This window comes from Microvirga rosea (assembly GCF_020595095.1).
GTDB classification, from domain to species: domain Bacteria; phylum Pseudomonadota; class Alphaproteobacteria; order Rhizobiales; family Beijerinckiaceae; genus Microvirga; species Microvirga rosea.
This window is the reverse complement of record NZ_JAJDOP010000007.1, coordinates 146,518-157,868: the sequence shown is the minus strand read 5'-3', so window position 1 is coordinate 157,868 and position 11,351 is coordinate 146,518. Positions and strand designations below refer to the sequence as shown.

Genomic DNA, 11,351 nt, shown 5'->3' with positions numbered 1-11,351 from the left:
TCCAAGTCGTGACGGTTCGGCCCCAAGGAGACGATTTCATGAATTTTGCGAGCGATAATGTTGTCGGCGCCAGCGCGCCGGTGATGCAGGCCCTGATGCAGGCCAATGCAGGCGCCATGGCGGCCTACGGAGCCGATGAGATCACCCGGCGCGTGAAGGCGCGGTTTTCCGAGATTTTCGAACGCGACGTCGCGGTTTTCCTCGTCACCACGGGAACGGCCGCCAATGCGCTTGCGCTTTCCTCCGCCGTGCCGCCGTGGGGCCTGTGCGTTTGTCACCGGGAGGCGCATGTGATCGACGATGAGTGCGGCGCCCCGGAATTCTTCATGCATGGGGCCAAGCTGATCGGCCTGCCGGGGATCGCCGCCAAGCTCGATGTCCCGACGGTCAAATCCTATCTGCAGGGCCTTCCGAAATCGGTGAAGCAAATGCCCCCGAAGGCGCTCTCCATTTCTCAGGCAACGGAATGCGGCACGGTCTACGCCCGCGACGAGATCGCGGCACTGGCGGCCGTGTGTCGCGAACATGGCATGGCGCTGCATATGGACGGAGCGCGCTTCGTCAACGCCCTGGTGTCCCTCGGCTGCACGCCGGCGGAGATGACATGGAAGCAGGGGGTGGACATTCTTTCCTTCGGGGCGACCAAGAACGGCTGCCTGATGGCGGAGGCGATCGTCGTTTTCCGGCCGGAACTGGCGGAGGCCCTTGATTATCGCTCGAAGCGGGCTGGGCAGATCATCTCGAAAGGGCGCCTCATCGCCGCGCAGCTCGAGGGCTACTTCGCCGACGATCACTGGCTCGCCAATGCCCGTCATGCCAACAGGATGGCGGGCCTGCTCGCCGAAGGACTGAAGCAGCTCCCCGGCGTCCGTCTCGCCTGGCCGGTCGAGGCAAACGAGGTGTTTCCGATCATCCCGAAGGCCATGAGCGAGGCCCTGAGGACGGCAGGCGTGCTGTTCATGGGATGGACGGAGGCGAGTCTGCCGGAGGGAGAAGCGATTGCGCCCGACGAGGCTCTGGTGCGCCTCGTCACTTCCTTCATGACCCCGGAGGAGGACGTCGGCCGGCTCATCGAGATCGCCCGCGGCGCGGTCGCAAGACAAGCGGCGGAATGACTTCGCCCTAACCCTGCCGCATTCTCCGACGATGTCTGCCCTCGAGACCGAACACCGGGGTGCCTCCAGCCCCAGCGGGACTCAAAGGACCAGGTCTGATAATCAAGAACGAATAGCATTGCGCCCCGGTTTTGCCGGGGCGCCTTTTTTATGCCGATCGGCAAGGCCTGCGGATTTACGCGGCCTGCTGGGCCTCGATGGTCCGGGACACACCGTTGGTGTTGATCGGAATGAGCTTCGGCTTCTTGGCTTCGGGGATCTGCCGGGTGAGGTCCACGTGCAGCAGCCCGTTTTCAAGGGCTGCACCCACTACCTGGACACCGTCGGCGAGCTGGAAACGGCGCTCGAAGGTGCGAGCCGCGATCCCCTGATACAGGACATCCGTCTTGCGCTCTTCCGAGGCTTTCTTCTCACCGCGGATCGACAGGGCGTTTTCCTTCACTTCGATGGAAAGGTCCTGATCGGTGAAGCCGGCGACCGCAACCGAGATCCGGTATGCGTTCTCACCGGTCCGCTCGATGTTGTAGGGCGGATAGCTCGGAGCCGCGTCGACGCCGACGAACTGGTCGAGCATCGAGAAAAGACGGTCGAAGCCGACCGTGTTGCGGTACAGGGGGGCAAGGTCAAACTGGCGCATGGCATATTCTCCACTTGAAGCAACATGCAGTGACGATCCACCTTCAAAAGGCTGGATCTAAGGGGGCTGTGCCGCCTTCTGGCCGGCACAATCCCGATGTGGGAAGCGGCGTTTTTCCTGTCAAGGGGAGGGCTTAAGGCCAGTGGCCGAGGCCGAAAATACCCTATAAAGAAAGTAACCCCGATCTCGAGACATCATCCGTGCAGCTCGTTCCCACTCCCGACAATCCCATTCCGGCCGAGCCGACGCTTCATGCCGTCAGAACGAAGGACGGTCTGTCCCTGAGGGTCGCCACCTGGCTTCCGGAGACGGAAAAGCCGCGCGGAACCGTGTGCATTCTCCAGGGGCGGGCGGAGTTCATCGAGAAGTACTTCGAGGTCGTCGGCGAACTGCTCCATCGGGGCTTCGCGGTCGTGGCCTTCGACTGGCGCGGACAAGGGCTTTCCGACCGGCAGGTGAGGAATGGCCGCAAGGGGCATGTTCGGCGTTTTGCCGATTACCGCCATGATCTTGAGGCGGTCAGGGATCAGATCCTGGTGCCGCATATGCCCGAACCGCATTTCGGTCTTGCCCATTCGATGGGGGGCGCGATCGCCCTGAACGCCGCGCATGAGAGCTGGCTGCCCTTCCGCCGTCTCGTGACGACGACGCCGATGATCTCGCTCAGCATGATCAAATCGCTCCGGACCACCGCCGTTCTGGCACGCCTCCTCCGATACACGGGCTTCGGCAGGGCCTTCGTGCCCGGTGGCGGGGAGACGTCCATCTCGACCAAGCCCTTCAAGGGCAACAGGCTGACCAGCGATCCGGACCGCTACGCCCGCAATGCGGAAGCCGCGACGGCCATTGGGAACGGTGCGATCGGCGCTCCGACGGTGGCATGGCTCGATGCGGCGTTTCGCTTCATGACCTGCTTCACCGACCCGGCCTATGCCAGAAAAATCCGGTTGCCGACGCTGATCATCGCGGCGGGTGCTGATCCCGTTTGCGCGACGCCCGCGACGGAACGCTTCGCGTCCCGGCTGAAGGCCGGACATGCCATCGTCATCCCAGGGGCCCGGCACGAAATCATGATGGAGCGGGACAGCATCCGCGAGCAGTTCTGGGCCGCTTTCGATGCCTTCATCCCCGGCAGCGCGGGGCTCGTCGCGGAGGAGACGGTTTCCGAGGCGTCGGCGCCGCCGGACGCGCTAGCGGCCGAGGAGCTCGACGGCGGCGGCATGGACACGGCGGTCCCCCGCCGCGACGATGCGGCCGCCCTGAGCGGCTGACCCGCCGTCCCAGGCGGTCACGATCCCTCCGGCCCCCTCGATGATCGGGATCAGGGCCACGATATCGTAGGGCTTGAGGCCGGACTCGACCACGAGATCGATATGTCCCGCTGCCAGCATGCAATAGGCATAGCAATCGCAGCCGTAGCGGGCGAGACGGGCTACGCTCTCCACCCGGTCGTAGGCCCGCAACTCCTCCCCGGCGAAGAGCTTGGGGCTGGTGGTCGAGATAATGGCGTCCTTCAGGGACGCGCAGCGGCGTGTCATGAGCTTCCGCTCGCCGCCGGGGCCACGATAGGTCGTGCGGCCTCCGTCACCGAAGAAGCGCTCGCCCGTGAAAGGCTGGTGCATCATGCCGAAAGCCGGCTGTCCGGCCCGCGTCAGGCCGATCAGCGTTCCCCAGGTAGGAAGTCCGGCAATGAAGGCGCGGGTGCCGTCGATGGGATCCAGAACCCAGACATATTCCGCGTCTTCACGCTCGGAGCCGAATTCCTCTCCGATGATGCCGTGGGTCGGGAAGGTGCGCTTGATCAGCTGGCGCATGACGGCTTCACTGGCCCTGTCGGCTTCCGTCACGGGATCGAAGGCCCCGCCGCGAGACTTGTCCTCCGCCGCGATGGCGCTGCGGAAGAAGGGCAAAATCGCCTGACCCGAGGCAGCCGCGAGCTCATTGACGAAATCCGTAAAGTCGATGAGCCTCATGGCGCTCGTTGTCCTCTGACCTGAAAACGGTCTGACGCCGGGGAATGGCGAGGCCGTCAGGCTTCGCTTTTACCAAGTGCGTATTCGGCGGCAAGAGCGCACACAACCAAAGCCCGATCAACCACGGCGCCGCCATTGCGGCGGGGACCCGATGCGTCGCTAGATTTGCTCTCGATGCAAGCGGCTAAAGAAAATCCAGGCTGACATGCGCCAAAGGCATAGCTTCTTGTTATTTTGCGCTTGCAAATGGTGCGGTGCACTTTATATTGTGCAGTGCGATATGGCGATGGCGTCGTCATATCGCTGCCCTTCTTGGGCGTTTCCTCCCTAAACTTCGGGCCGCTGGCAACAGCGGCCTTTTTTCTTTTGGGCTCCGCTGCTCCGAAACCCATGAGGGCGGATGCGGCAGCCGACGGATGTCGCAGGCGCAGCCGGTCGACTCACATTCCGACGGAATCCTTGACGCACTTGTTGGTGAAGCTGGTCTTCGCGGCCCCGTTCAGCTTCTTTTCCGATGCCTGTGTGTCACACGAAGCCTTCATGTCCCGTTCGCACTTGGTCATGAAGCTGGTCTTTGCCGCCCCTGCGAGCTTCTTTTCCGTGGCTTGAGCCGTGCAGGAACTTTCGGCCGCGACGGCACTGCCGGCGCACATCATGAGAACGAAGGCTGCAGCAATGGTTTTCATGGAAGGGTCCTCCAGCATGCGATCCTGCTGAAAAGGTTAGGGCGCTTCAGAAGGAAGGCAAAGGGTATGGACGCGGCCTCACGGAGCGTGCGTGAACTCAAAGGGGGTGGTGCATCCAGAGATTGGGTTCGACATAGAGCCCGGTTTGCGCCTCCCGGTCGATGTCGACCGGCGCCAGCGCGCCTGGAACCCAGTATCGTCCCGACGCGGGAAATCGCAGGCCGGTCCAGCTCTCCCATGCCGAGACGGATCCCGGAACCGTCATGGAACGCCCTGCGATCTTGAGAACGTGGGCCCCCAAACGCCGATGGGTTCGGATCCAAGGGTCGAACGGCAGGCCGTCGGAGCCGGTCCAGGCGCAGTACTCCTCGAAGGACTGCAGAGGATATTGGGCTTTCCGTGTCGGGCGGATGGGAGCGACCATGTGCGCAAGGCCGGCTTCCCGCGCGGAGCGCTTCATATTCCGGATCAGCGTTTCCGCCAGCCCCGTTCCGCGCCGATCGGGGTGAAGGGTGATCGAAAGCGCCGAAAGCGCATTGGCCTCGTGCCCGGCCAGCATCGCCTCGACGCCATCCTGAAGCACCGCGTCCCATCCGTCGTCCGGAAGACCCGCGGCCAGATCGCCATTGTCCAAGGCACATCGGAACGGGATGGCATTCGCGAAGCCGACGACACGATCGCCCCTGCCCAGTCCCTCGACCGCAAAAGTCTGGAAGGCGGCAAGCTGCGGTTTGTAGAGATTGTGCCAATAGCGGCCCGCGATGGGGTCTTTCAGGACAAACGTGGGCCAGAGGGAGGCGACCAGTTCATCGGCCTGGGTCAGGAGATCCGGGCGCTCCTGCAATGTGACGAGTGCGATGGACAAGGACGGCGATCCAGCGGCGATGGGATGGTGTCCTGTAGAGAAATCCTGCCGCAGCGTCGAGCTTGCAGGGCCACGCTCGATCGCAGCCGGAGACCGCGTCAGGCGGAAACGCTCCCGGGAGGCCCCCTGGCATCGGCATTCGGCGGTGCCTGACGGCTTAGCCGAACGCGTGATTGCAGAGCGTGCCAAGCACGCCGAGTCCGATCAGCATGAAGACGAACCACTTCGGGCAGTGGTCGGAGCGATCTTCGCGATCCAGTTGGGGATCCGCAGTGTATCTATCGGTCGTTTGCATCATACCAGGGCCAATAAAGCCGCCATGTTTCGCTTTCGTGACAATAGGCGTGCAGCATGGACCCCGTCATTGCGTAGGGTCAACCTGGTGAAGAGGCTTTCTAGACGAAGGGCGTAGGCCGCCGAGGCGGGGTGCGATTTTCGTAGGCGGTCGTTCGCCGATATTGATGGAAAATAGGGCAGGGGTGCTGCCCTTTTAATCTTGCGAACAGTTCAGTCGGAAACTAATTATTGCAGTGCGATATGGCGATGGCGTCGTCATATCGTTGCCCTTCTTGGGCGTTTCCTCCCTAAACTTCGGGCCGCTGGTAGCAGCGGCCTTTTTTCTTTTTGGGCCGATGGACCGGGATTATTCGGCTGCGATCTGCCGAGGGTGCAGGTCGCCGGTCAGGTCCTCGATGACCTGCGAGAACACGCCCGCGAGATCCGATGCCAACACGTCGAAGCCTGGCTTTTTCCGCAGGCTGCGCTCATCCATGTAGATCGAGCGATTGATCTCGACCTGGAGCGCGTGCCGGTCGAGGGCGGGTTCGCCGTAGTGCTCCGTGATGAAGCCGCCCGCATAGGGCTTGTTGCGGATCACCGTATAGCCGCGGTTGCGCAGGGCCGCTTCCACGAGGTCGATCAGAAGAGGCGTGCAGCTCGTGCCGTAGCGGTCCCCCAGAACCACGTCCGCCTTGGCGCCCTCGTCGCGGCTGACGCTGGTCGAGGGCATGGAATGGCAGTCGATCAGGAAGGACTGGCCGAAGGTCTGGGCCGTCCGGCGGATGAGATGGCGCAGGGTGCGATGATAGGGCTTGTATAGCCATTCGATCCGGTGGAGGGCCTCGTCGACCGACAGGCGCCCGGCGTAGATCTCCTGCCCGTCGGCCACGATCCGCGGAACCGTGCCGAGGCCGCCGGCGACCCGCATGGACCGGGTGTTGGCGAAAGGCGGAAGCCGCCCGTCGAACATCCGGGAATCGAGTTCGTAGGGCTCCCGGTTCAGGTCCAGGTAGGCCCTCGGGAACCGGGCCGTCATGAGCGGCGCTCCGAGTCCGACGACCGCCGCGAACAATTCGTCGACGAAAGCATCCTCGGAACGGCGCAGGGCGAGGGCATCCAGACGCGACGATGCCAGGAAGGCCGCCGGATAGATCGCCCCCGCATGAGGAACATTGAAGATGAAGGGCACCGTCCGGCCGATTGGCTCGACGACGACAAAGGGGGGTTCGAACTCGTCGGTGATGACTGGCCGCATCCGGTTTTTATAGGTCTTGATCTGGTGGCAGGAAGAAGGCTGGAGATAGTGTAAGGCAGCGCCATATTCTGTCCATGGCAATATCGTGGACGGACTGCGTCGTTCTTTCACGGCTTATTTACCCCGACAAGGCATCAAGGCTGGAGACGTTCGTGACGAATCGAGGTTGGCGGCGATGAAGATCCTTCTTGCCGAAGACGATAACGACATGCGGCGCTTCCTTGTGAAGGCGCTCGAGAACGCCGGCTACGACGTAGCCTCGTTCGATAACGGCCTTTCGGCCTATAACCGGCTGCGCGAAGAACCCTTCGAGCTGCTCCTGACCGACATTGTCATGCCGGAAATGGACGGAATCGAGCTGGCGCGCCGGGCAACAGAGCTTGATCCGGATATCAAGGTGATGTTCATCACGGGCTTCGCGGCCGTGGCGCTCAACCCCGATTCCCAGGCTCCGCGGGAGGCCAAGGTGCTGTCGAAGCCCTTCCATCTGCGCGATCTGGTGAACGAGGTCGATAAAATGATGGCGGCCTGAAAAAGGTCGTGATCATGGCTTGCGTCCCCGCGCGCTTGCCGGTATATCGCGCACCACACCTGAAGCGGGACCCAAACCTTCGCCGTTTCATGGGCGCGTAGCTCAGCGGGAGAGCACTACGTTGACATCGTAGGGGTCGCTGGTTCGATCCCAGCCGCGCCCACCATTTGCTTTTTGTCGGCCTTCCCGAAAGGCTGCTGCAGGAGATCGGACATGAAGATCCGTAACTCGTTGAAGTCGCTCCGCGGCCGTCACCGCGACAACCAGCTGGTTCGTCGCAAGGGCCGCGTGTACATCATCAACAAGACCCAGAAGCGCTACAAGGCTCGTCAGGGCTAAGCTTCGACGGGCGGCTTTGCCGCACGATTTTATGAATTGACGGCGCATGCCGGGATCCTAGAATCCCGGCATGCGCTTTTTTGCGTTCCTTCTGACCGCATCCTTAAGTCTCGTGGCCGTGCCTGTTTCGGCGCAGGAGGACGCACGTCCTCCGGGGATCAAGCCGCCTCAGAATCAGCAGGTACGCCGCCCGGTCACGCTGGACAGCCTCTTCGAGCGCCTGGCCAAGGCCGAAAGCGAGCGGGAGGCGGACGGGATCGCCACGCTGATCGAGCGGCGCATGTCCCGCTCGGGCTCCGACACGGCCGATCTTCTCTTTTCCCGTGCCGCCAAAGCCCTCGAGGACAAGGATTATCCCCTGTCGATCGAGATTCTCGACCGGATCCTGGCGCTCGAGCCGCAATGGGCGGAAGCCTGGTATCGTCGCGCGCTCGTCTTCTACATGCTCGACGATCCCGTGGCGACGCTGGCCGATCTCCATCAGGCGGTGACGCTGGAGCCGCGCCATTTCGGCGCCTGGACCGCGCTCGGCCACCTCTTCATGGCCTCGGATGAGAAGTCTCAGGCTCTGGCGGCCTATCGGAAGGTGCTGCAAATCAATCCTCAGACATCCTCCGTCCAGACCATCGTGTCCCGGCTTGGCCTGGAAGTCGATGGACAGGACCTCTAAGGGCCCGGGATGGGGTTTCTTTTCGGCGCCTTGGGACTTGCGCTTGCCGTCCTCGTCACGGGCGTCACCTTCACCCGAATCTATGCTGCCAGGGTTGCGGCCCTCTACCCGCCCAAAGGGCGGTTCCTGACCGTCGACGGCGTCAGGATTCATTACATCGACGAAGGCCCAGGGACCGGATCCCCTGGCGGAACCGTGGTGCTGCTGCATGGCGCTTCGTCGAATGCAACCGAATCGATGCTGGGGCTGGGAAAAGCTCTTGCGGACCGATACCGGGTCGTCGCCTTCGACCGCCCCGGCCTGGGATGGAGTGCGCGCAGCAAGCCGGACGACATGTGGACGCCGGCTCGACAGGCCCAGGTTCTGGCACAGGCCCTTCGCCAGCTCAAGATCGAGAAGGCGGTCGTGGTCGGCCACTCCCTGTCGGGATCGGTCGTGCCCCATTTCGCCCTCGACCACACGGACGTCGCCGGCGCGATCCTGATTCTCTCGGGGGTGACCCATCCTTGGCCCGGCGGTCGTGTCGCTTGGTACAACCACATGGCGGCTTCGTGGGCGGGCTCGCTCCTCACGCGGTCGCTTGCGACGCCGCTGGGCCTGATGCTGTTTCGCGCAGCCCTGGCGCAAACCTTCGCGCCGCAGGCGGTGCCGCCCGGCTTCGTGGAGAAGGCACAGATCCCGCTCGTCTTCCGCCCGGCCTCGTTTCAGGCGAACGGGGTGGATATCGCCGGTCTCTACGAGGCGGTGCGGCAGCAGAGTTCGCGCTATCCGGAAATCCGCATCCCGGTCACGGTCATCGGGGGTGATGCCGATGAGGTCGTCTGGACGGACCTGCACAGCCGATCCTTCGCCCACGACGTGCCCCATGCGAGGCTGATCGTCCTGCCGGGGATCGGGCATATGCCGCAATATTCCCGATCCGATCTCATCGTGGCTGAGATCGGGGCGCTCGCCGTGCAGATCGCCGCGCCCGCAGGCGCGGCGTCGTAGCCGGCCGATTCAGAGAGGTTCGGCCGATCAGGCCTTGGCGGCGTGCTCGCTGTTGATGAAGGCGATCCGCACCATGTTGGTCGCGCCGGGAGTTCCGAACGGAACGCCGGCGACGATGATGATCCGGTCGCTCACCTCCGAGAAGCCTTCGCGCACGGCGAATTTGCATGCGCGGAACGCCATGTCGTCGATGTCGCTCGCATCCTTCGTCCGAATCGGATGCGTCCCCCATACCAGGGCCAGACGCCGGGCCGTGTGGATGTTGGGCGTCAGGGCGATCACGGTCGAGTTCGGCCGCTCGCGAGCCAGGCGGAATGCCGTGGCGCCGGACGACGTCCAGGCCGCGATCGTCTTGAGGTGAAGGGTTTCGGCAATCTGGTGGGCACCGGCGGCGATGGCGTCGGACCCGGTCGCTTCCGGCTCGGCGGCCTGGGTCTTGATGATCGACCAGTAGCTCTGGTCCTGTTCCACTTCCTCCGCAATGCGGTTCATGGTGGACACCGCCTCGATGGGATACTGGCCCGAGGCACTCTCGGCGGAGAGCATCACCGCATCGGCGCCGTCGTAGACGGCGGTCGCGACGTCGGAGACCTCGGCGCGGGTCGGGACCGGCGAGGTGATCATGGATTCCAGCATCTGGGTCGCGACCACCACCGGCTTGCCGAGCTTGCGCGCCGCACGGACAATGCGCTTCTGGATGCCCGGAACCTTCTCGAGGGGCATCTCGACCCCGAGATCGCCGCGCGCCACCATCACGGCGTCGGAAATTTCCATGATCTCGTCGAGCCGGGTAATGGCTTGCGGCTTTTCCAGCTTCGACATGACGAGCGCCCGGCCTCGCGCCACCTTCTTGACCTCCGCCACGTCCTCGGGGCGCTGCACGAAGGAGAGGGCGATCCAGTCGACCCCCGCGTCGAGTGCGGCCTCGAGATCCGAGCGGTCCTTCTCGGTCATGGCCGCGACGGGAATCACCGTGTCCGGCAGGCTGACGCCCTTTCGATTGGAGATCTTTCCGGCAACCTCCACGGACGTGACCGCGGTTCCCGGCTTCACGCTCGTCACGCGCAGCCGCAGCTTGCCGTCATCGATCAGGATCGTATGTCCGGGCTCGAGGGAGGACAGGATTTCCGGATGCGGCAGGTGAACCCGTTCCCCGTTGCCGGGAGCCTTGTTGTCGTCGAGGGTGAAGGTCTGGCCCTTCACCAGCATGGCGCCGTCGTTGTCGAAGGTGCCGACGCGCAGCTTCGGTCCCTGAAGGTCGGCCAGGATGGCGATGGGCCGCTTGAACTTGGCCTCGACGTGGCGGATCATCTCGACCCGCTCCTTGAGCTTCTCGCGGGGCAGATGGCTCATGTTCAGGCGAAAGACGTCCGCGCCGGCCTTGAACAGGCTTTCCACCATCTCCGGATTCTCGGAGACCGGTCCCAAGGTTGCGAGGATTTTCGTGCGCCGTACGCGTCTCATGATCATTGCCCCCCCGGGCGGTTCGTTTCGGTCAGCTGGATCGTCCAGCTCTTCTGTTCACCTGTGTCGACTTCAAAGAAGCCGTTACGATCAAAGCCCCTCGCGAGGCAATCTTCCGTCCCGCGAATCGTGAATTCCCGTTCCCGGGTGCACATGAAGGACCGGCCGCTCCAGTCGCCGCCCCGGTCGTAATCGATGGCGTAGACGTAGTAGAACCGGCTGGCGAGCTGGCCCTTCAGAAGCGTCTCGCATCCACGCGAGTCGAGGTTCCACCAGCCTTCGGTGACCCAGCCCTGAGTGTCCCGATAGCCGATCGCCACCCCGACCCGGCTCGACGTCATGTTGCACATGCGCAGGTCCGCGTGGGCAGGGGAGGCCGCCATAAGGCCGCCGAGAAGGATGGCCGCGAGCCCAAGGCTACGCCACCCGCTATGAGCCGATAGGGAGAATCCGGCAATCATGGATGTGTTCGAGTCGATTCGGATAATGAAGATGCACAATGCTTCGGGAAGTATGTCGGCCCCTTGTCGGCCAGAAGTGCCGCCG

14 protein-coding genes and 1 tRNA gene are annotated in these 11,351 nt (G+C 63.5%); 7 read left to right on the top strand and 8 right to left on the bottom strand.

Going from position 1 to position 11,351, the window contains the following annotated elements; translation table 11 throughout:
* Positions 1-38: 38 nt before the first annotated feature.
* On the top strand, positions 39-1,115 hold the full coding sequence (locus LJD17_RS17875) for a threonine aldolase family protein (RefSeq protein WP_227385560.1): 1,077 nt from the start codon (positions 39-41) through the stop codon (positions 1,113-1,115).
* A gap of 175 nt (positions 1,116-1,290) precedes the next feature.
* Here LJD17_RS17875 and LJD17_RS17870 read toward each other — a convergent pair whose 3' ends face one another.
* Complete coding sequence (locus LJD17_RS17870) at positions 1,291-1,752, bottom strand: Hsp20 family protein (protein WP_227385559.1); 462 nt, start codon at positions 1,750-1,752, stop codon at positions 1,291-1,293.
* Positions 1,753-1,952: 200 nt separating this feature from the next.
* On the opposite strand from LJD17_RS17870, the gene LJD17_RS17865 reads away from it, so the two are divergent.
* Positions 1,953-3,023, top strand: coding sequence for an alpha/beta fold hydrolase (locus LJD17_RS17865; protein WP_227385558.1), 1,071 nt, complete (start codon positions 1,953-1,955; stop codon positions 3,021-3,023).
* Here the strand turns inward: LJD17_RS17865 and hisN are convergent.
* From hisN to LJD17_RS17840, 5 genes are all read right to left on the bottom strand, one after another.
* Entirely contained in the window at positions 2,943-3,725 is a 783-nt protein-coding gene (hisN, locus tag LJD17_RS17860) for a histidinol-phosphatase (protein WP_227385557.1), read from the bottom strand. The two genes, LJD17_RS17865 and hisN, sit on opposite strands and share 81 nt — an antisense overlap.
* 56 nt (positions 3,726-3,781) lie before the next feature.
* A complete protein-coding gene (locus LJD17_RS17855) occupies positions 3,782-4,117 on the bottom strand; it encodes a hypothetical protein (protein WP_227385556.1) in 336 nt (111 codons plus the stop codon).
* 48 nt (positions 4,118-4,165) lie between these two features.
* Positions 4,166-4,411 (bottom strand): PsiF family protein, encoded by a 246-nt coding sequence (locus LJD17_RS17850; protein WP_227385555.1) that lies wholly within the window; start codon positions 4,409-4,411, stop codon positions 4,166-4,168.
* 97 nt (positions 4,412-4,508) lie between these two features.
* On the bottom strand, positions 4,509-5,276 hold the full coding sequence (locus LJD17_RS17845) for a hypothetical protein (RefSeq protein WP_227385554.1): 768 nt from the start codon (positions 5,274-5,276) through the stop codon (positions 4,509-4,511).
* Between the two features lie 643 nt (positions 5,277-5,919).
* Positions 5,920-6,810, bottom strand: coding sequence for an N-formylglutamate amidohydrolase (locus LJD17_RS17840; RefSeq protein WP_227385553.1), 891 nt, complete (start codon positions 6,808-6,810; stop codon positions 5,920-5,922).
* A 175-nt stretch (positions 6,811-6,985) separates the two neighbouring features.
* Between LJD17_RS17840 and cpdR the strand changes: the two genes are divergently transcribed.
* The 5 genes from cpdR to LJD17_RS17815 all read left to right on the top strand — a co-directional run bounded on the left by cpdR (position 6,986) and on the right by LJD17_RS17815 (position 9,341).
* A complete protein-coding gene (gene cpdR / locus LJD17_RS17835; RefSeq protein WP_109599450.1) occupies positions 6,986-7,342 on the top strand; it encodes a cell cycle two-component system response regulator CpdR in 357 nt (118 codons plus the stop codon).
* Between the two features lie 91 nt (positions 7,343-7,433).
* Positions 7,434-7,508, top strand: a tRNA-Val gene (locus tag LJD17_RS17830).
* Positions 7,509-7,555: 47 nt separating this feature from the next.
* Positions 7,556-7,681, top strand: coding sequence for a type B 50S ribosomal protein L36 (gene ykgO, locus LJD17_RS17825; RefSeq protein WP_150941987.1), 126 nt, complete (start codon positions 7,556-7,558; stop codon positions 7,679-7,681).
* Positions 7,682-7,751: 70 nt separating this feature from the next.
* Positions 7,752-8,351 carry a tetratricopeptide repeat protein gene (locus LJD17_RS17820; RefSeq protein WP_227385552.1) on the top strand — a complete coding sequence of 200 codons (600 nt, stop codon included), beginning with the start codon at positions 7,752-7,754 and terminating at the stop codon, positions 8,349-8,351.
* A 9-nt stretch (positions 8,352-8,360) separates the two neighbouring features.
* Positions 8,361-9,341: an alpha/beta fold hydrolase gene (locus LJD17_RS17815; RefSeq protein ID WP_227385551.1), complete on the top strand. Its 981-nt coding sequence runs from the start codon at positions 8,361-8,363 to the stop codon at positions 9,339-9,341.
* 27 nt (positions 9,342-9,368) lie between these two features.
* Here the strand turns inward: LJD17_RS17815 and pyk are convergent, their stop codons facing one another.
* On the bottom strand, positions 9,369-10,805 hold the full coding sequence (pyk, locus tag LJD17_RS17810) for a pyruvate kinase (protein ID WP_227385550.1): 1,437 nt from the start codon (positions 10,803-10,805) through the stop codon (positions 9,369-9,371).
* A gap of 2 nt (positions 10,806-10,807) precedes the next feature.
* Complete coding sequence (locus LJD17_RS17805; RefSeq protein ID WP_406600835.1) at positions 10,808-11,266, bottom strand: DUF1036 domain-containing protein; 459 nt, start codon at positions 11,264-11,266, stop codon at positions 10,808-10,810.
* Positions 11,267-11,351 lie beyond the last annotated feature (85 nt).

Bases quoted from the DNA above. Each gene is read 5' to 3' on its own strand.
- LJD17_RS17875 (WP_227385560.1), top strand. From the start codon at position 39: ATGAATTTTGCGAGCGATAATGTTGTCGGCGCCAGCGCGCCGGTGATG.
- LJD17_RS17870 (WP_227385559.1), bottom strand. From the start codon at position 1,752: ATGCGCCAGTTTGACCTTGCCCCCCTGTACCGCAACACGGTCGGCTTC.
- hisN (WP_227385557.1), bottom strand. From the start codon at position 3,725: ATGAGGCTCATCGACTTTACGGATTTCGTCAATGAGCTCGCGGCTGCC.
- LJD17_RS17855 (WP_227385556.1), bottom strand. From the start codon at position 4,117: ATGGGTTTCGGAGCAGCGGAGCCCAAAAGAAAAAAGGCCGCTGTTGCC.
- LJD17_RS17850 (WP_227385555.1), bottom strand. From the start codon at position 4,411: ATGAAAACCATTGCTGCAGCCTTCGTTCTCATGATGTGCGCCGGCAGT.
- LJD17_RS17840 (WP_227385553.1), bottom strand. From the start codon at position 6,810: ATGCGGCCAGTCATCACCGACGAGTTCGAACCCCCCTTTGTCGTCGTC.
- cpdR (WP_109599450.1), top strand. From the start codon at position 6,986: ATGAAGATCCTTCTTGCCGAAGACGATAACGACATGCGGCGCTTCCTT.
- ykgO (WP_150941987.1), top strand. From the start codon at position 7,556: ATGAAGATCCGTAACTCGTTGAAGTCGCTCCGCGGCCGTCACCGCGAC.
- LJD17_RS17820 (WP_227385552.1), top strand. From the start codon at position 7,752: ATGCGCTTTTTTGCGTTCCTTCTGACCGCATCCTTAAGTCTCGTGGCC.
- LJD17_RS17815 (WP_227385551.1), top strand. From the start codon at position 8,361: ATGGGGTTTCTTTTCGGCGCCTTGGGACTTGCGCTTGCCGTCCTCGTC.
- pyk (WP_227385550.1), bottom strand. From the start codon at position 10,805: ATGAGACGCGTACGGCGCACGAAAATCCTCGCAACCTTGGGACCGGTC.
- LJD17_RS17805 (WP_406600835.1), bottom strand. From the start codon at position 11,266: ATGATTGCCGGATTCTCCCTATCGGCTCATAGCGGGTGGCGTAGCCTT.